Here is an 18328-nt window from a genome sequence, read left to right on the forward strand (position 1 = left end):
AGGTGAACCCGGGGTCGCTGGTGGGGCGGCGGCGTAGCTCCGCCAGGAACCAACAGGTAGCGAGCCTCCTACCCTTTCGCTGTTCTCCCAGTTAATGTGGACGCATACCCCTTTGAGTGTCCAAGGAGGCGTCCCCGAATGACTTTAACCGCGTTTTATCAGACTGTTGTTTGGAATACAGCTGATAAATTTCTGCGCTCCATTGTGGAGCCTGAGGATTACGGGGACTACATTCTTCCGTTGACTGTATTGCGGCGCCTTGAATGTATTCTCGCGCCGACCAAGAACGATGTACTTGACCTAGTGTCGCAGCTCCAATCGGAGGGGTATAGCGATGCGATGATCGACTGGCAGGTGCAGCAGAAGTTTGACTTGTCGTTCTATAACTCGTCGCGGCTGGATCTGACGCGCATTGCGCAACTTGATGACCATGTCTATGAGTCGTTGATGGAGTATGTTGGCTCGTTTTCGTCGTCGATCCGTGACATTTGGGATGCCTTCGATTTCGATGTGCGGATGAAGACCCTCGACTCCGCTTCCCGCTTGTGGCAGGCAGTCAAGCACTTCGCAGGCATCGATATGAGCATAGAAGCGCTGCCTGATACACAGATGGGCGACCTGTTCGAACACATCATGTATAAGTCCTTCGACACGAAGGGTAAAGCGGCCGGTGCTTTCTATACCCCGCGAGACGCTATCCGTTTGATGGTGGACATTCTTTTCGCGTCGGATGACGTTGGGTTGACTGAGGACGGTGCCTCGCGGGCTGTCTACGACCCGACCGTGGGCACGGGCGGGATGCTGACGATGGCGGATGAGAAGATCCGGGAGGAGAACCCGACCGCTGAGGTGTCGCTGTACGGGCAGGAGATCAATCCGGCGTCGTACGCGATCTGCAAGGCGGACATGGTGGTGAAGGGTCAGCCGATCGACAACATTGTTCTCGGCAATACCCTCACGCAGCCGGCGTTCCGTGGCCGCACGTTCCACTTCGCGCTGTCGAACCCGCCGTTCGGTGTGGACTGGAAGCAGTCCCGGAAGGTGGTGGAGGAGGAGCACGCGGTGCGGGGCTTCGATGGCCGGTTCGGGCCCGGTCTGCCGCGCGTGTCCGACGGGTCCACGCTGTTCCTTCTGCACCTGATTTCGAAGCTGCGGGAGCCGCAGCCGGGGGATCCGAACGCGTCGGCTGGGCGGGGTGCGATCGTGCTGAACGGCTCGCCTCTGTTCACCGGTGGTGCCGGCAGTGGTGAGTCGAATATCCGCAAGTGGGTGCTGGAGCAGGATTACCTAGAGGCGATCGTTGCCCTGCCCACGGACATGTTCTACAACACGGGGATCGCAACCTACGTGTGGCTGCTCAACAAGGACAAACCGCGGGAGCGCCGCGGGAAGGTGCAGCTCATCGATGCCACGGGCATGTTCGAGAAGATGCGCAAGTCGATCGGGTCGAAGCGCCGGCAGCTGAGTGCGGCGCATATTGCTGAGGTGACGCGCCTGTTCGATGCGTTTGAGGAGTCGAAGCATTCGAAGATATTCCGCATCGAGGATTTCCTCTACCGGACGATCACGGTGGAGCGCCCGCTGCGGCTGAACTATGGGTTCGGGCCCGATCGGGTTGAGCGGGTGCTGGCTCTGCGCCAGATGGCGAAGGCCGACGGGTCCCTGCTGGAGAAGTTCCGTGAGGGCCTGACCGAGGCGGGCGAGGCGGATGCCGGTGCGCTGTCGACGTCGCGTGCGGAGTTCTCGAAGCGGGTCAGCCGGATTGCTGACGCCGCGGGGTTGAAGCTGACGGCGGCGCAGCTGAGGGCTGTTCTGGGTGCTCTGGGTGAGCATGACGATGAGGGCGAGCTCGTGGTGAAGGCGGGCAGGCCGGAGCCGTCGGCGGATCTGCGGGACACGGAGAACGTGCCGTGGGATGAGGACGTTGAGGAGTACCTGGAGCGCGAGGTGAAGCCGTGGGTGCCGGATGCGTGGATCGATCACTCAAAGACGAAGGAGGGTGCGGAGATCCCGTTCACCCGGCACTTCTATGAGTATGTGCCGCCGCGACCCCTGGAGGAGATCGACGCTGAGCTCGACGAAGTCCTCGGCCGCATCCGCGCCCGCCTCGAGGAGGTGAAGAAGTGAGCTTCAAATGGCCAATGACCCGACTGCGCTATCTCGCAGAGTTCAATCCCCCGGTCCCTTCCTCGATCCGGCACTCATCAGACAGACTCCTTCCGCTGTTCTCGATGGAGACCATCTCTAACTTCGACCTTCCTCTGGCTCCCGAACTCCGCGAGACTTCGTCGCTAGTCACCGGATACGCTTTCATCACCCAAGACGATGTCGCCTACGCAAAGGTGACGCCCTGCTTTGAGAATGGAAAAGGCATCGTCGGCACTGAACTCGATGGTCCCGCTTTCGCAACAACTGAGTTGACGGTGCTGCGGCCCAAACCATTGATGAACCAACGGTTCCTGTCCTATATTTTGCGTTCGGACTTATTCAGAGGACCGGCTATCGCTTCCATGACTGGCGCAGGAGGGCTACGCAGAGTCTCCGAAGCCGATATGAAGGACCTTCCCGTCCCAACCCCAGGTCTTGCAGTCCAGAACCGCATCTCCGACTACCTCGACCACGAGACCGCCGAGATCGATGCGTTCATCCTGGATCAGACTCGGTTGCGTTTCCTCCTGGACGAGAAAGCTGTCGCTACGATCCAACGTGGTGTTACAGGCAGTGCCCATAACGATGTCGCCAATTCCGTCCCATGGCTACCCGGACTACGGACCCCCTACAAAGTAGTCAATATTCGGCGCGTCGCCGACATGCGCACTGGCCACACCCCGAACCGTTCAACTCCCGATTACTGGTCCGGAGAGCGTGTAATTCCGTGGTTCACCCTTGCAGACGTCTGGCAGCTCCGTCAGAACCGCAAGTACATGAACGAGACCGAAGAGTGCATCACTATAGAGGGCCTCGCAAACTCCGCGGCTGAGCTTCTACCGGCCGGCACCGTTGTACTGTCACGGACTGCATCAGTGGGCTTCACTGGCGTCATGCCCAGTCCTATGGCTACAAGCCAGGATTTCTGGAACTGGGTGCCACATAAAGAACTTATTCCGGAATATCTCTGGTATCAGTTTCGAGCCATGCGTCCAGAGTTCGATCGTCTGAAGAGTGGCTCCACCCACAAAACAATCTATCAGGCTGACGCCGCAGGTATGCGAATCCTGCTTCCTTCCCTCGGGGAACAGCAACGCATCGTAGAACATCTCGACCACGCGGACTCAGTTAGCCGCGATGCTTCAGCCGATATCACCCGCGCCATCACCCTCGCCAAGGAGCGCCGCGCGGCGCTGATCACCGCCGCGGTCACGGGGCAGATCGACGTCACGAAGAAGAACCGCCCCGCAGTGGAACAGCTGCAGGACGACATCGAGGAGCAGAAGTGAGCGCCACCGACCTCGCCAAAGAAAAAGCGTTCCAGCAGGAGATCGCCACCCACCTGGAGAACCACGGCTGGCAGCACTCCCCGAACACCCACGGCTACGACAAAGAACGCGCCCTCTTCCCCGCAGACGTCCTCGCCTGGCTCTCCGAGTCCGACCCGGAGAACTACGAGCGGATCGTGCCCGCCGACCTCACCGGCGACGCCCGCAAGAAAGCCGAAGAGAAGATCCTCGACCGGCTCGTCCGCGTCCTCGCCATGCCCGAAGCCCACGGCGGCGGCACCCTCAACGTGCTCCGGAAAGGATTCTCCTACCCCGGAGCCCGTCGGCCCTTCACCATGATGCAGATGCCGCCCGCCGACGACCGCAACCCCCGCCTCACCGAGCGCTACCAGCGCAACCGCCTCCGCGTGGTCCAAGAAGTCGTCTACTCCTCCACCAAAACCGACCGCATCGACCTCGTCCTGTTCACCAACGGCATCCCCACCGCCACCATCGAACTGAAAACCGGCTTCACCCAAAGCCTCGAAGCCGCCAAACAGCAGTACCGCACCGACCGCAGGCCCGAACGCGAACCCCTCCTCACCGCGCTGCGCGGCGCCCTCGTCCACTTCGCCGTCAGCGACACCGCCATCGCCATGACCACCCGGCTCGACGGCCCCTCCACCTACTTCCTCCCCTTCGACACCGGCCACAACAACGGCGCCGGCAACCCACCCAACCCCACCGGGCACCGCACCCACTACTTCTGGGAAGACGTCCTCGACCGCGACGCCTGGCTGACCGTCCTCGCGAAGTTCATCTACGTCAACCACTCCGAACGCACCGATCCGACCACCGGTGAACGCATCACCAGCAGCCAGATCCGCTTCCCCCGCTTCCACCAGTGGCGCGCCGTCAACGCCCTCGTCCACGCCGCCCGCCGTGAGGGCCCCGGCCACAAATACCTCATCCAGCACTCCGCCGGGTCCGGCAAAACCGACTCCATCGCCTGGACAGCGCACCGGCTCGCCTCCCTCCACACCCCCGAAGGCGACAAAGTGTTCGACTCCGTCATCGTCATCGCCGACCGGCAGGTCCTCGACCGGCAGCTCCAGGACGCAGTCGACCAGCTCGTCACCACCACCGGCACCTTCGAAGCCATCACCCGCGCCGACGGATCCAAAACCGACCAGCTCACCGACGCCCTCATCCGCGGCGTCCCCATCATCGGCGTCACCCTCCAGACCTTCCCCTACGCCCTCGCGAAGATGAAGGACAGTGATGGCCAGCTCGCCGGCCGCACCTTCGCCGTCATTGCCGACGAAGCACACTCCTCCCAGACCGGCTCCGCCTCCTCCGCCCTCAAACAGCTCCTCTACTCCGGGGAGCAGAAGGCCGACGGGGCACCCGTCGGCGACGAAGCGGACGCCGACTCCGACCAGGAAGCCCTCACCCGGATGGCGGCGTCCGTGGACGACTACGGCCGCATCTCCTTCTTCGCCTTCACCGCCACCCCCAAAGCGAAAACCCTCGAACTGTTCGGCCGCAAACCCTCACCGGACGAGAAAGAGCAGCCGTTCGACCTCTACCCGATGAAGCAGGCCATCGAAGAGGGCTTCATCCTCGACGTCCTCAAGAACTACACCTCCTACGAACTGGCCGCCCGCATCGCCCGCAAAGGCGAGGAGGACCTCGACGACGAGATCGACATCCGCTCCGGCACCCGCGCCTACATCAAGGCCGTGGAACTGCACCCCACCAACATCGACCAGAAGGTCCGCGAAATCATCCGGCACTTCAACGGCGTGGTGCGCCATGAACTCGGCGGCCGCGCCAAAGCAATGGTCGTGACGAAGTCCCGCGCCGCAGCCGTGGAGTACGCCCGCCACTTCCAGAAGGTCAGCGAAGCCGAAGGACACGACCTGCAGGCCCTCGTCGCCTTCTCCGGCGAGGTGCCCGACCCGGACGTCAAACCCGTCCCCGGGGTGGAGCGGCCGACGGTGACCGAACATTCCATGAACCCGCGCCTCAAAGGCCGCGACCTCGCGAAAGTCTTCGCCGAGCCCGGCGAGCACGTCCTCATCGTGGCGAACAAGTACCAGACCGGGTTCGATCAGCCGCTGCTGGTCGCGATGTACATCGACAAGGAACTCTCCGGCATCACCGCCGTGCAGACCCTGTCACGCCTCAACCGCACCATGCCGGGCAAGAACAACACGTACGTGCTGGACTTCGTGGACCAGGCCGACCGCATCGAAGAAGCGTTCCAGGAGTACTACGAGGACGCCCGCATCGAACGCAGCTCCGACCCGGAACTCGTAGCCAACATGCTGATGAAGCTCGACTCCACCGGCATCTACACCCAGTCCGAAGTGGAACAGGTGTGGGTGACGTGGACGAAGGCCGGCGCGAAGCCCGCGGGCCTGTCCGGGCCGCTCGACCAGGCCGTGGACCGGTTCGCCAAACGCTGGCAGGACGCCATCTACGACGGCGACACCAAGGCCCGCGACGAACTCATCGACTTCCGCTCCACGCTGCGCCAGTACGTCACCAGCTACGCGTTCTTCTCCCAGATCCTCAACTTCGGGGACCCGCGGTACGAGAAGTTCAGCGTGTTCGCCGACCTCCTCGCCCGCAAACTCCGCGACTTCTCCGACGACACGGTGGAGAAGGTCGACGTGGACGTCAGCGACATCGTCCTCACCCACTACAAGCTCGAGAAGCTCCGCGACGAGCAGCTCCAGCTGCACATCGGCGAGGCCGACGGGCTCTCCGGCATCACCGAAGCCGGTATGGCGCAGATCCGCGAACGCGAACGCTCCAGCCACGCCGCCATCATCGAGAAGGTCAACAAGTACTTCGGTGACCTCGAAGCGCGGGACGAGTACAAGGTCGGCTTCGCCCAGGGCCTGTTCGCGGAGGCGCTCGATGACGAGAAGGCACAGTCCATCGCTGCAGCGAACACGAAGATGGACTTCCTCAACACCGCTGGCATGCTCCGGATCGTGGAAGATGCACAGTGGAGCGTGGACGAAGGCAACGCCGCCGTCCTGAAGTTCGCGCGCGAGATGCCGCCGCAGCTGCTGCTGCGCCTGCTCGTGGACGAGATGGGACTGTGGGAGGCGCTGCGGGAGCGGGCTGGGCTGGATCAGTGACAGCTGTGCCAAGTCAGTGACATTGCAGCTCTGTCGGCGGCAAGATAGTTACGCCGAGATGTAACTGAGTTGCCGGAGGTGACCAATGTCCGCCCATCTCGCCACCCTCGAACAGCTGGGCGCCGGTCAGTGGTCGCTGGTCACCGCCGGCCAAGCGGTCGAGGCAGGAATCTCCCGCACCGCAATCCGACGACTTCACGACACCGGAACACTCACGCAGATCCAAAGAGGCGCCTACGCGCTTCCCTCATCCCAGCATGGCCGCCTACAGGAGCTTCGCGCCGCATGGCTGTCGATCAACCCCCGCCGCTTCGCATGGGAGCGCGAGGGCGACGGCAGAACAGCTGGGGTACGCCACCGGCGAGGCTCTGATTGCCGCTAGCCTGCGGCAGACCGGCGTGCCGTCCATCGTTGGATACTTCTTGCCTTGACTTGTCCACTGCCTCAAGGGGCTCACTCAATTGAACCGGTGCAGCCGCCGACGCCCGACTCCCGTCATTTTCGGCGCCTTGCTACGCTACCGGCATGTCTGAGGGGACGGTGAGCAGGCACACCCTCGAGTTGCGGCAGCTACTCGAGGCACGTCGTTCTGAGCTCATGGCACTGCTGGACCGGTATGGAGCGAGCAAGCCGAGAATCTTCGGGTCCGTCGCTCGGGGCACAGCCGGGCCCGAAAGCGACATCGACATTCTTGTAGAAATGAATCCGGCTGACGGGAACATTCTGATGAGGGCCTCAGGCCTGCTCGAGGAGACGCGCGAGCTGTTCGGCCGCGACGACATAGATATCTTCCCGCTCCAACTGCTGAAGACTCCCCTGGCTGATCAGGCTGAGCGCGATGCGGTGCCGCTATGACCAGATCGCCTGCACATCGAGTCGATGACATCCTGGGTGCGATCACCAAGTGCAGTCGCTACGTTTCTTTCGCCCAATCGGCCACCGACCCAGTTGCTGTGGAGATGGCGGAGGATGCTATCGAACCCAACCTCCAGATCATTGGTGAAGCCGTCAAGCACTTGCCTCCCGAGTTGACAGAAGATCACCCCGAAGTGCCATGGGTTCAGATACGGGGGTTCCGAAACATCTTGGTACACCAGTACTTCGGGGTAGACATCGAGATTGTTGCCAACGTTGTTGAGGCCCATCTACCGGTACTCCGTGCGGCCCTGAAGGGTCATCAAGGCAGCTCGCCGGACAGTTTGAAGAATGAGTAGGGTGGCTCCCCGCCCTCCACTGAGAGCGGGGAGCCATCGTCCCTTGGGCTCACCGACCGTAGAAGCGACTGGCCTCCTCTTCAACCACTCGACCACAGAGCAACGCCCACTCAGCCCTGAGAGCGTCAGTCATCGTGGCCGCAAGCAACTTGGTGATCTCCTCATCGGGGAGAAGAACCAGATGATCCCTCAGCCGACGTGACACCGCGCTGAAAGGCATATGTCCATCCTCGCCATCTGCCGACACAGGACGGAGCTTCACATAGTTCCGGAACGCCTCGGCTGCCGAGATCAGAGATCCTTCGGTTGCTGCTCCCCCCGCTGCCAGATCCCGGAGATGGTCCAGCAGCACATCGTCATCGATCAACTGATCAACGACGTCCTCATACGCGCTCCCCTCATCCAGATCGGTCAGCGAGCACAGACGTTCACGATCAGCCTCAACACGATCCTCCATAACCTCAACCAGCCTGGATGCCTGGCCCGGCTTCAGGCGGCCAGGCATCCCAGGCTCACTGCGGAAGAACTGGCTGCCCTTCTTCCGGAGGACAGCCAGCGCCCCCTCAGACGTCCAATCCTCCCGGATCGCGTCATGGTCAGCCGAACTGAGGTCGTCCTCGTTCACAACAACGCAATAGGCATCAATGGGCATTGACTCGCCGGTCTTCGGGTTCACAAGACGGTATGACATATGGAAGTCCTTTCTCGGCACCAGAGATGCCGATCACTTCCGGCCTGCCTGGTGCAGAGCCGGTCGCCACCCCATGTACCGGCCCTCCGTCATCGAGCTTGCGTGCCCTTCGAACACCTCCACATCGCTGTGACCAGCGGGTCCACAGGGCTCGCCCCGACCCGTCGAGGGCCCAACAACCGCAAGGGATTCCGGCCGCTCAGAAGGTCAGCATCCGTCGGCCTGTGATCCCCCTCATTCCTGAACCCCACAGACGCACAGCGGTGTTCCATAATGACGAGACAGGGGTCACGGCGGATCCGAGCGGGCCCCCATCGTTTTGCTGCAAAGGAGTAGCCCGTGGCCAACCAGCTCGTCACGTCCCTGCCGGCCGAATTCGGCCTCACCGAAGGGCGGGACACCCCGCACGTCGTCATCATCGGTGCCGGCCTCGTGGGCCTCTCCACCGCCTGGTTCCTGCAGGAGTACGGCGTCGAGGTCACGGTTCTGGACCGCTCCGGCGTCGCCGCCGGCAGCTCCTGGGGCAACGCCGGTTGGCTCACCCCGGGCCTCTCCGCCCCGCTGAACGAGCCGTCCGTGCTGAAGTTCGGCATGGAGTCCCTCGTGGACCCGTCCTCCCCGATGTACGTGCAGCCCCGCATGGACCCCACCCTCGCCCGCTTCATGATGGGCTTCGCCGCCCGCTGCACCGCCGGCCAGTGGACCAAGGCGCTCAAGCAGTACGTCCCCATCAACCTCACCGCCCTCGACGCGTTCGATGAGATGGCCGACGGAGGCGTCAAGGAGAAGACCCGCGACACCGACTTCATCGCCGCCTGGGTGAACCCCGAGCACGGCGACGCCCTCGTCAACGAACTCACCCTCTTCGCCGACGCCGGCCTCGAAGTCGGCTTCCGCGAACTCGACAACGCCGACTTCGCGAAGGAAGCACCGCTGCTGGCACCGTCCATCCAGCGCGCCGTCCACATCACCAAGCAGCGCTTCATCGAGCCCGGCAACTACACCGAATCCGTCGCCGAATCCGTGAAGGCACGCGGCGGCAAGGTCATCATCGGTGCCCAGGCCCGCCACATCCACCACGGCCCGAAGGGCGTCTCCGTTGAGGTCGACTCCGGTGAGCCGATCTCCGGCGACGCCGTGGTCATCGCCACCGGCGCCTGGCTGCCCGAACTCGCGCAGCGCTACGGCGTGAAGAAGATCGTGCAGGCCGGCCGCGGCTACAGCTTCTCCGTGGGCGTCACCGAGCCGTCGCTGCGCCCGGTCCCGACCCCGTACTACTTCCCGCGCGAGCGCGTGGCCTGCACCCCGATCGGGGAGCGGTTCCGCATCGCCGGCACCATGGAGTTCGACCACGTGGATGCGCCGCTGCGCCGCTCCCGCGTGGACGCCCTTGAGAAGTCCGCCCGCCCCCTCATGGAGCACCTCGACTACACCGACAAGCGCGACGAATGGGTCGGCGGCCGCCCCGTCTGCGTGGACTCCAAGCCGCTCATCGGCGCCACCCGCGTGCCGCGCGTGTTCGTCAACGGCGGCCACGGCATGTGGGGCATCAGCCTCGGCCCCGCCTCCGGCAAGCTGCTCGCCAAGCAGATCGTCGAAGGTGTTGTGCCCTCTGAACTGAAGCCGTTCAACCCGACCCGCTGACCCGCACGGAAGCGACATGCGGGCTGTCCCGCGTGGTCGTGGCCTACGGGCTGACCCGCGTGGTCGCGACCGACACGCGCCCGGCGCCGCCGAGCTGAGGCGGGCGGGCGCACGGTGCACCTGACACCAAGGGCGCTGGGCAGGCCATCACGGCCGGCCCAGCGCCCTGTGTCATGCCCTGGCGCGAGTGGTTCCGCGGCGGGCGGCGGTACGGCCGGGGCAAGGGGCGGGTAAGAGCCGAGTGGTGTGCAAATTCCGACCAAAATCGAGGAAATCGACTCACCACAGCGCATCAGAGGGCGTTCCACTCCATTTTTTGCACACTCAGTTCCTCCGCGCAGGCGCGGATAGGCGGTTGTGGCGCAGGGTCCGGCGGCTGCGCGCGCCGGCGGGCAGTCAAGCGAGCCGCGGGATCAGGCTGGGGTCGCCGCAGCCCCAGGTGCCGTCCGGGCGAGGCTCGCGCAGCCAGCGTGGGTCGATCCAGGTGGCGCCGGCATCGAGGGAGTGCTGCACGGCGATCCCGTGGGGGCCCGGCAGGTCCAGTGGAGAAGACCGGACGTCGTACACCAAGCACAAACGGCTGCCGGCGCTGGCCAGGGCAGGGACGCGGTAGCGCGGGTTCATCGATCGGACCCCGGAAAACACAGCGCCAGATGCGGCAACGACTGGACTCATACCGCGATGGTAGTCGGCACCACCGCGACAACCCTTGCGAATTTTTCGAATATCTGCGTATTCTCCTGCCATGACCACCCAAGCGAGTTCTCGCCACACTGTTCTTCCGCCTGAGGATCTTGAACAGATGCTGGACCTGAGCCACTTCTTGGCTCAGCACAGTGAGCCAGCAGGGCTTGTGGGGCCGGACGGGCAGTGCGTACCCCTGCCTCTCGAGGCGTACACGGTGCTCCGCGAGATCGTCGACGCGATGCGACAAGGCAAAGCCATCACTGTCGTTCCCGTCGATAAGACGCTGACAACTCAGGAAGCGGCGAACTTCCTTGGCATCAGTCGCCCCACCCTGGTGAAGATCCTCGAGAGCGGAGAAATCGACTTCACCTATACGACTGGGGGACGGCATCGGCGCGTTCGTCTGCAAGACCTCGTGGACTACCAGGAGAAGAAGCGTCGGGCCTCCCGCAGCGCTCTCGACGATATGACTGCTGAAGCCGCGGCCGAGGGCCTGTATGAAGCGGACGCATCCCTGTACGTCGAGGCGCTGGCGGCCGCGAGAATGCGCACGCCTGTGACGAGCTGATGGCACGGTTCAGCGCGCTTCTCGATGCCTGCGCGCTTGTGCCGATCACCCAGGCCGATCTGCTGTTACGACTGGCTGAGGCGGGGCTGTACCGCCCGCTATGGAACCACCGGATTTTGGAGGAGACAGTCGCTGCGATCGAGGCTGTCCATCCCCAGACCAAAGCGTCCGGCAGCGCCCGGCGCCGAGTGAATACCATGAACAAGGTTTTCCTTGACGCATGCGTTGATCACTGGGAACCGTTCGTTGAGTCAGTGGACCTTCCGGACCCCGACGATCGACATGTGGTTGCTGCGGCGGTGAGGGGCAGAGCAGACCTGCTCGTGACAGCCAACCTCAAGGACTTTCCGGTTGAGCAGCTTGGAACGGTGCGGACTGTCAGCATTCAGCGTGGCCGCAGCACAGCAGCTGTGGCGAATCAGCCCCTGATCCGACGAACACCCATCACCCGTAGGTGTCCCGCGGGCCGCGCCACTTCACGGTCCGCTTGCCCTTCACCCACGAGACTCCCTGCGGCCCCGTTACCTTCAGCTCCGTGACGATCTGCCGGCCCACATACTCGTGGATCGTGGTGATGAGCTGCGGGGTCAGCATCCGCAGCTGCGACGCCCACACGGACGAATCCGCAGCAACAACGAGCTGGCCGTCCTCGAAGCTCGCGACCTCGCAGTGCTGCGCGATCTGCGGCCCCACGATCTGCTCCCAGTCGGCGAGCACCTGCCCCTGACTCATTCCGTCCTCCCATCCGAGGTCGCCGAGCACGCGCGCCAGCACCGTCTTGAAGCCCTGCGGGTCGCGGGCGTCGGGCCGGGCCCCGGAGAACCCGCCCTTGAGGGTGGTGGCGTCGCGTGTGCTGAAGCGTCCGCGACTGGTGCCGCGGCGTGGTTTGTACCCGTAGCGCTTCGCGGTGGCGCGGGCGTGGTTGAGGGCGCGGCGGGCGTACTCGTCCGGGCGGGAGAAGTCGCGGACAGTCGCGTTCGGGTCGCGGGCGATGCGGAACTCGTCGGCCTCGTCCGCGCCGCCGTCGCCCTCACCGGAGCCATCACCCACGGGATTGGCATCATCCCAATCCTCGGGCTCGGGTGGGGCGCCGGGGCTCGGCATCTCGTTCGCCCGCTCATGCGGCGCCGGCGAGGTGGGCGCTGCCAACGGGTCCTTCGGCGCGGTGGGCTGGGCCGGTGGGTTCTGCCAGGTGCCCAGCGCGTACGGGTTCGGCGGCTGGATCACCGGCCACCACCAGCCCCGCCGGGTCGACCGGAGCCACTGGTCCCGCCGCGGATCTCGGCCCGTCCCTTCGTCACATCCACCAGGGTCAGCTCACCGGCGGACCCGTCGGCCACCGACCGCGGAATATCCGAATCGTTCGCGGTGGTGATCAGCACCTGCTCAGCGCCGGCGATGATGCGGCCGAGCCGCTCCCGGCGGTGCTGGTCGAGCTCGGAGAAGACGTCATCGAGGATGAGGATCGGTTCGCCGTCACCGAGATCGCCCTCCTCGATGGTGAGCAGGTCGTAGGAACCGAGGCGCAGCGCAAGCGCCAGCGACCACGATTCGCCGTGGCTGGCGTACCCCTTCGCGGGGAAGTCGTGCAGGCGGATCTCCATGTCGTCGCGGTGGGGGCCGCTGAGGGTGATGCCGCGGTCGATCTCGTCATCGTGGCGGGCGGTGAGCTGCTCGAGCAGGGCGTCATGCAGCTGCTGCAGGGTCGGCAGCGGCGGGTCCGCGCCGGCCCGCTTCTTCTCCGCACGCGCCACCTCCGGGTCCTCCGCCGCCTCGGGGGAATCGGGGCCGACGGGTCCCGACGCGGCCTGCAGCTTACCCTCCAGCACGCTCGAGGTGTACCGGATGTTCGCGGGCGTGGCCACGGCGCCGCGATCCGCGGGGTGCAGCTGAAGCCCCACTTCGGCGCCCTCATCAGTCGCGACCCTCATATAGGAGTAGCCCACATGCGGCCGCAGACGGTTCACCAGATGCAGGCGGGCGCGGATCAGTTCGGCGCCGGTGCGGGCGAGCTGCTCATCCCACACCTGCAGCATGGTCTGCGCGGCTTCGGCGGGGTCGGTGCCGTCAGGCAGGGGCGCGGCCGACGGGCGCTGGCCTCGGCCGCGGCCCGCGCTGGACCGTCCGGACCCGTGCCCACTGGACCCGCCGGTGCGGGCGGCGGCGCGGCGCATCTGCCGCATCTGTTTGAGCAGGGAGTTGCGCTGCTTCAGCACACGGTCGAAGTCGGCGCGGATGCTGGCGAACCTCGGTGCGATCTCGTACAGGATCTCGTCGAGGAAGCGTCGGCGGCCCTCCGGGTCCCCCTTGATGAGCGCGAGGTCCTCCGGTGAGAACAGTACGGCGCGGACCTGACCGAGGACCTCACGGGGGCGGGAGAGGCCCTGCCCGTTGAGGCGGATGGTGGTGCCGCGGCCGGGCGCGAGCTGCGCATCGACCCGGACGTCGCGGCCGGCGCGGACGAATCCGGCGCGGATGATCGCGGTCTCGGCGCCGCGGCGGACCATCGCGGCGTCGTGGGAGACGCGGTGGGAGGACAGCGCCGCGAGGTACCAGACCGCTTCGACGAGGTTGGTCTTGCCCTGGCCGTTCGATCCGACGAACACGGTCACCCCGGGCCGCAGCTGCAGCGTGACGTGCTCGTAGGAGCGGAAGTCGGTCAGGTCGAGGACGCGCAGGTGCATGCGCGCCGCGTCAGATGCGCATCGGCATCAGCAAGTAGCGGTAGGAGTCGTCCGCGTCCGCGTCCTGCGACTCCTGCCCGCGGATCACGGACGGCTTGATCGAGTCGGGCATCTTGAACTGCACGAAGTCGGTGGTGAATGCACCGAGGCCCTCGAGGAGGAACCCGGAGTTGTAGCCGACGACGAGTTCGCCGCCTTCGACCTGCGCTTCGATGACCTCGGATGCCTGGGCGTCGTCACCGGCGCCGGCTTCGAGGGCGACCTGGCCTTCGCTGAAGGTGAGCCGCACGGGGGTGTTGCGCTCGGCGACGAGGCTGACGCGCTTGACCGCTTCGATGAGCGGCTGGGTCGCCACGGTCATGGAGTAGTTCGTGTTGTCCGGGAAGAGGCGGCGCACCGGCGGGTAGTCGCCGTCCACGAGGGTGGAGGTGGTGCGGCGGCCGGCGGATTCGAAGCCGATGATGCTGGCCTGCTCGCCGGTGTTCAGTGCGATCTCCACGCTGCCGGAGCCGAGGGAGCGGGCCACTTCGGTGAGGGTGCGCGAGCGCACGATCGCGGACATCTCCGCGGAGGGATCCGACGGGTTCCACGTGAACTCGCGCATTGCGAGGCGGAACCGGTCCGTGGCCATCATGGCGACCTTCTCGCCGTCGATCTCGATGCGCACGCCGGTCAGCAGGGGGACCACGTCGTCCTTCGAGGCGGCGATGGACACCTGGCTGATGGCCTGCGCGAACAGCGAGGAGTCGATCGTGCCGACCACGGGCGGGAGTTCCGGCAGCGCCGGGTAGTCGCCGATGGGAAGCACGGCGAGGGTGAAGCGGGAGGAGCCGCAGCGGATCTCCACCTTGGTGCCCTCGAGCTGGAAGGAGACCGGCTTGTTCGGCAGGGCGCGGACGATCTCGGAGAGCATACGGCCCTGGACGAGGACTTCGCCGGCCTCATCGACTTCGGCGGGCAGCGTGATGTGGGCGCTGACTTCGTAGTCGAAGGTGGAGAGCTTCAGCTCGCCGGTGGTGTCGGCGACGATCTTGACACCCTGCAGGATGGGCATCGCCGGGCGGGTGGGGAGCGTGCGAGTCGCCCAGGAGACGGCCTCGTTCAGGACATCTCGATCAAGGTGGAATCTCACCGTGTGCTCTCCTTCGTGACAGTCAGAAGCGGATGGTCGCAGCGGCGCAGCCCTCTGGTGTGCGTCTCGGTGCGAACAAGGTCAACTGTAGTCAGTTTCGAGGACCCCCGCGCGGTTCAAAATCCCATCCTTGTCATTCTGAACATCCGTTCGTCTCCGCTCATGTGCACAGGTGTTCGAGCCCGGTCCGCGACTCAGGGCCCGGCCGGCCCCGCTTGTCCACACCCACAGTGAACCAAACTTAAACACTCACCTTAATGACGACTGTTGATCCTGTGCATAAGTGGTGTTTCTGCTGGTCAGACCGATTTTCGTCGTTCAGGTCGCTTCTGGAGAGCTCATCGAACTCTGTGGACATCATGGGCATAAGTCCGCGGCTGCTCGGTCAGGTGCTGCGGGAGGATCCACATCGGGGCCCGTATGCATGCACAGTATCCCCAAAGTTATCCACAATGTGGATGAAATCGAGGGACGGAAACCAGAGGTTCTGCGGCCCAGCCTGCTGAAACACAGACGTGTCATTCGCGGCGGACACCGCCGGACGCCCGCTGCGGCGCAATGTGCTCGCGCAGCACCCGTCGGCCCGCCGGATCAGCCGCGGCCGTGCTCCTGTGCCTTCGCCTTCACGCGCGCGGTGAGCTCCGACACCTGATTGAACAGGGCGCGACGCTCCTTCATCAGCTGCGTCACCTTCTTGTTCGCGTGGATCACAGTGGTGTGGTCGCGGCCGCCGAACTCGTCGCCGATCTTCATCAGCGGCATTTCGGTGAGCTCACGGCACAGGTACATCGCGATCTGCCGCGCCGTCACCAGCGCGCGGGTGCGGTTGGTGCCCTTGATGTCATCCACGGACAGCCCGAAGTAGCTGGAGGTCTCCGCGATGATCAGCGGTGCGGTGATCTCGGCGGCGCCGTCGTGGATCCGCAGATCCTTCAGCACCGATTCGGCGAGGGAGACGTCCATCGGCGCGCGGGACAGCGAATGCAGCGCCTGCACGCGGATCAGCGCGCCTTCGAGTTCGCGGATGTTGGTGGAGATGTTCTGCGCGATGTACTCGAGGACGTCGTGGGGGACCTCGTCGTTGCCCTCGGCGGTGACCTTCTTGCGGAGGATCGCGATGCGGGTCTCGAGGTCCGGCGGCTGCACGTCCGTCATCAGACCCATTTCGAAGCGGGAGCGCATGCGGTCCTCGAAGCCGCCGAGCTGCTTCGGCGGAAGGTCCGATGTGATGACGATCTGCTTGTTGGCGTTGTGCAGCGTGTTGAACGTGTGGAAGAACGCCTCCATCGTCTCGGGGGCGCGCTGCAGGAACTGGATGTCGTCGATCAGCAGGATGTCGATGTCGCGGTAGCGGCGCTGGAACTCCTGCGCGCGGCCGAACTGACCGGAGGAGACGGAGTTGATGAAGTCGTTGGTGAACTCTTCGGAGTTGACGTAGCGCACGTGGATGTTCGGCTGCAGGCCGAGGGCGTAGTGGCCGGTGGCGTGCAGCAGGTGCGTTTTGCCCAGGCCCGACCCGCCGTAGATGAACAGCGGGTTGTACGCCTGGGCGGGCTGTTCGGCGACCGCGAAGGCGGCGGCCTGCGCGAAGCGGTTGGAGGCGCCGATCACGAAGGTGTCGAAGGTGTACTTCGGGTTGAGGCGGGTGGAGGATCCGAGCCCCGACCCAGAGTTATCCACAGAACTGTTCACATTCGAGGCGGATTGTGTGGATCGCTGCTGCTGGGGACGCTGCTGCACCCCGGTCGCGCCGAAGCCGGCGGGCGCATCCTCGGAGGTGTGCGGCGCCGCGGGGGCGGACTGCGCGGACATCGCCGCGAAGGCCGACGGGTCCGCTCCTGCGATGCCTGCGCTGCCGGTCGGCGGGGTCGACTGGCCGGAGGGGGCCGGCTGTGCCGGCAGGGAGGCCGACGGGGCGGGCCGCGGCGCGGGGCCGTCGCTGTGGAGGGAGTCCAGGAGCGACTCGTCGATGGTGACGGCGAAGCGGCTGTCCCGGCCTGTGACCTGGGTGAGCGCTGCTTTCAGCGAGTCGCGGATGGCGGTTTCGAAGATGTCCTTCGCCAGGCCGGAGGGGACGGCGATGAGGGCGGTGTCGTCGAGGAAGCCCTTGAGGCGGGAGAGGGTGAGGAAGGCGATGTGGCGGTCGGAGACATCGGGATCGGCGCGCAGGATCTGAATGCACTGTGCCCACAGTTCGTCGTGGTCGGGCGCCGCGTTGTCCATCGTTGCTCCTTGGTCGGCATGGGGAAGGGCCGGATCGGTGGGGATCGTGCACACAGTTTTCCACAAATGGTGGGGAAAAGTGTCAGCCATTGGGGATAAGGTGTGGTGCAGTCCCGAACGACCCGTGAGATTCCGCCCACAGACGGGCGAAGACACCGCGGATCCATTGACCCTGCCCGCGCACCGCCCTACGCTTGATCAGTCTGTGCTGCGCCACCGGGACTTCCCCTCGACGCTCCCCGTGACGGTTCGACGCGCGAACCCGGCAGCTGCGCAGCCACCGAAAAGCCACGGGGCCCCGCCCCGCCCACAGGCCCCTCCCGGGGCCACCGATCCGTAGGAGAACGAGATGTCCAAGCGCACGTTCCAGCCGAACAACCGCCGCCGCGCCAAGAAGCACGGCTTCCGCGCCCGCATGCGCACCCGCGCAGGCCGCGCCATCATCAACGCACGCCGCTCGCGGGGCCGCGCTTCGCTGTCCGCGTGAGCTGAGCCGGTCCCAGCGTGACCGCTCCCGCTCACCGTCTGCGCCACAGCGACGACTTCCGCCTCACGTCCCGCACCGGGACGAGGGCAGCACGATCCCACGTGGTGGTTCACGTGGCTGTTCCCGATCCGCACACCAGCGGGCCGCGACAGCAGGATGAGCCCCGCGTGGGTTTCGTCGTGTCCAAAAAGGTCGGCAATTCGGTGATCCGTCACCGTGTGACCAGGCGTCTGCGGGAGATCATGCGGCCGCGCATGCATCTGCTGCCCCCGCGCTCCACCTGCGTGGTCCGAGCCCTGCCCGGTATCCAGTCCGTGCAGTTCCAGGACCTCGCCGCGCAGACCGAATCCGCCGTCGCCGCCGCCGTCACCAAGCTGCAGCGGCGCACCGACGGTGCCCAGCGCACCCGTCGGCCGGCCTGACCACC

16 protein-coding genes are annotated in these 18328 nt (G+C 65.2%); 10 read left to right on the plus strand and 6 right to left on the minus strand.

The genetic code is table 11. The features are described 5' to 3' along the window. Nucleotides 1-138: 138 nt before the first annotated feature. The 5 genes from MHY20_RS07410 to MHY20_RS07430 all read left to right on the plus strand — a co-directional run bounded on the left by MHY20_RS07410 (nucleotide 139) and on the right by MHY20_RS07430 (nucleotide 7785). Nucleotides 139-2127: a type I restriction-modification system subunit M gene (locus MHY20_RS07410; protein ID WP_239375956.1), complete on the plus strand. Its 1989-nt coding sequence runs from the start codon at nucleotides 139-141 to the stop codon at nucleotides 2125-2127. Beyond that, a complete protein-coding gene (locus tag MHY20_RS07415; RefSeq protein WP_239375957.1) occupies nucleotides 2124-3437 on the plus strand; it encodes a restriction endonuclease subunit S in 1314 nt (437 codons plus the stop codon). The genes MHY20_RS07410 and MHY20_RS07415 overlap by 4 nt, the downstream gene beginning before the upstream one ends. Next, complete coding sequence (locus MHY20_RS07420; RefSeq protein WP_239375958.1) at nucleotides 3434-6571, plus strand: type I restriction endonuclease; 3138 nt, start codon at nucleotides 3434-3436, stop codon at nucleotides 6569-6571. The genes MHY20_RS07415 and MHY20_RS07420 overlap by 4 nt, the downstream gene beginning before the upstream one ends. A 525-nt stretch (nucleotides 6572-7096) precedes the next feature. Then, nucleotides 7097-7426, plus strand: coding sequence for a nucleotidyltransferase domain-containing protein (locus MHY20_RS07425; protein ID WP_239375960.1), 330 nt, complete (start codon nucleotides 7097-7099; stop codon nucleotides 7424-7426). Beyond that, nucleotides 7423-7785, plus strand: coding sequence for a HepT-like ribonuclease domain-containing protein (locus MHY20_RS07430; RefSeq protein WP_239375962.1), 363 nt, complete (start codon nucleotides 7423-7425; stop codon nucleotides 7783-7785). The genes MHY20_RS07425 and MHY20_RS07430 overlap by 4 nt, the downstream gene beginning before the upstream one ends. A gap of 49 nt (nucleotides 7786-7834) precedes the next feature. On the opposite strand, the gene MHY20_RS07435 is transcribed toward MHY20_RS07430, so the two are convergent. Continuing rightward, entirely contained in the window at nucleotides 7835-8476 is a 642-nt protein-coding gene (locus MHY20_RS07435; RefSeq protein WP_239375964.1) for a hypothetical protein, read from the minus strand. Between the two features lie 339 nt (nucleotides 8477-8815). Here MHY20_RS07435 and MHY20_RS07440 point away from each other — a divergent pair, with 339 nt between their 5' ends. Then, nucleotides 8816-10120 carry an FAD-binding oxidoreductase gene (locus MHY20_RS07440; RefSeq protein WP_239375966.1) on the plus strand — a complete coding sequence of 435 codons (1305 nt, stop codon included), beginning with the start codon at nucleotides 8816-8818 and terminating at the stop codon, nucleotides 10118-10120. A gap of 396 nt (nucleotides 10121-10516) precedes the next feature. Here MHY20_RS07440 and MHY20_RS07445 read toward each other — a convergent pair whose 3' ends face one another. Then, nucleotides 10517-10795, minus strand: a complete 279-nt coding sequence (locus MHY20_RS07445) for a sialidase family protein (RefSeq protein WP_239375968.1) — start codon at nucleotides 10793-10795, stop codon at nucleotides 10517-10519. A gap of 70 nt (nucleotides 10796-10865) precedes the next feature. Here MHY20_RS07445 and MHY20_RS07450 point away from each other — a divergent pair, with 70 nt between their 5' ends. Next, nucleotides 10866-11375, plus strand: coding sequence for a helix-turn-helix domain-containing protein (locus MHY20_RS07450; RefSeq protein WP_239375970.1), 510 nt, complete (start codon nucleotides 10866-10868; stop codon nucleotides 11373-11375). Next, complete coding sequence (locus tag MHY20_RS07455) at nucleotides 11375-11914, plus strand: PIN domain-containing protein (RefSeq protein ID WP_239375972.1); 540 nt, start codon at nucleotides 11375-11377, stop codon at nucleotides 11912-11914. Before MHY20_RS07450 ends, MHY20_RS07455 begins: the two co-directional genes overlap by 1 nt. Here the strand turns inward: MHY20_RS07455 and MHY20_RS07460 are convergent. From MHY20_RS07460 to dnaA, 4 genes are all read right to left on the minus strand, one after another. Then, nucleotides 11820-12602 (minus strand): DciA family protein, encoded by a 783-nt coding sequence (locus MHY20_RS07460; RefSeq protein WP_239375974.1) that lies wholly within the window; start codon nucleotides 12600-12602, stop codon nucleotides 11820-11822. The genes MHY20_RS07455 and MHY20_RS07460 overlap by 95 nt on opposite strands. After that, a complete protein-coding gene (gene recF / locus MHY20_RS07465) occupies nucleotides 12599-14059 on the minus strand; it encodes a DNA replication/repair protein RecF (RefSeq protein ID WP_239375976.1) in 1461 nt (486 codons plus the stop codon). The genes MHY20_RS07460 and recF overlap by 4 nt, the downstream gene beginning before the upstream one ends. 10 nt (nucleotides 14060-14069) lie before the next feature. Continuing rightward, the gene (gene dnaN / locus MHY20_RS07470) at nucleotides 14070-15191 is read right to left on the minus strand and encodes a DNA polymerase III subunit beta (protein ID WP_183377340.1); all 1122 of its coding nucleotides are present in this window, start codon (nucleotides 15189-15191) and stop codon (nucleotides 14070-14072) included. Between the two features lie 591 nt (nucleotides 15192-15782). Further along, the gene (dnaA, locus tag MHY20_RS07475; protein WP_183377341.1) at nucleotides 15783-17414 is read right to left on the minus strand and encodes a chromosomal replication initiator protein DnaA; all 1632 of its coding nucleotides are present in this window, start codon (nucleotides 17412-17414) and stop codon (nucleotides 15783-15785) included. A 349-nt stretch (nucleotides 17415-17763) separates the two neighbouring features. Here dnaA and rpmH point away from each other — a divergent pair, with 349 nt between their 5' ends. Both rpmH and rnpA read left to right on the plus strand, forming a co-directional pair. Beyond that, the gene (rpmH, locus tag MHY20_RS07480; protein WP_183377342.1) at nucleotides 17764-17901 is read left to right on the plus strand and encodes a 50S ribosomal protein L34; all 138 of its coding nucleotides are present in this window, start codon (nucleotides 17764-17766) and stop codon (nucleotides 17899-17901) included. Between the two features lie 17 nt (nucleotides 17902-17918). Continuing rightward, entirely contained in the window at nucleotides 17919-18323 is a 405-nt protein-coding gene (rnpA, locus tag MHY20_RS07485; RefSeq protein WP_183377343.1) for a ribonuclease P protein component, read from the plus strand. Nucleotides 18324-18328 lie beyond the last annotated feature (5 nt).

It is taken from the genome of Helcobacillus sp. ACRRO (genome assembly GCF_022347125.1).
Classification (GTDB): domain Bacteria; phylum Actinomycetota; class Actinomycetes; order Actinomycetales; family Dermabacteraceae; genus Helcobacillus; species Helcobacillus massiliensis.

Excerpts from the sequence above, each read along its gene's own strand:
- MHY20_RS07410 (WP_239375956.1), top strand. The coding sequence starts at position 139 with ATGACTTTAACCGCGTTTTATCAGACTGTTGTTTGGAATACAGCTGAT.
- MHY20_RS07425 (WP_239375960.1), top strand. The coding sequence starts at position 7,097 with ATGTCTGAGGGGACGGTGAGCAGGCACACCCTCGAGTTGCGGCAGCTA.
- MHY20_RS07430 (WP_239375962.1), top strand. The coding sequence starts at position 7,423 with ATGACCAGATCGCCTGCACATCGAGTCGATGACATCCTGGGTGCGATC.
- MHY20_RS07435 (WP_239375964.1), bottom strand. The coding sequence starts at position 8,476 with ATGTCATACCGTCTTGTGAACCCGAAGACCGGCGAGTCAATGCCCATT.
- MHY20_RS07445 (WP_239375968.1), bottom strand. The coding sequence starts at position 10,795 with ATGAGTCCAGTCGTTGCCGCATCTGGCGCTGTGTTTTCCGGGGTCCGA.
- MHY20_RS07450 (WP_239375970.1), top strand. The coding sequence starts at position 10,866 with ATGACCACCCAAGCGAGTTCTCGCCACACTGTTCTTCCGCCTGAGGAT.
- MHY20_RS07455 (WP_239375972.1), top strand. The coding sequence starts at position 11,375 with ATGGCACGGTTCAGCGCGCTTCTCGATGCCTGCGCGCTTGTGCCGATC.
- recF (WP_239375976.1), bottom strand. The coding sequence starts at position 14,059 with ATGCACCTGCGCGTCCTCGACCTGACCGACTTCCGCTCCTACGAGCAC.
- dnaA (WP_183377341.1), bottom strand. The coding sequence starts at position 17,414 with ATGGACAACGCGGCGCCCGACCACGACGAACTGTGGGCACAGTGCATT.
- rpmH (WP_183377342.1), top strand. The coding sequence starts at position 17,764 with ATGTCCAAGCGCACGTTCCAGCCGAACAACCGCCGCCGCGCCAAGAAG.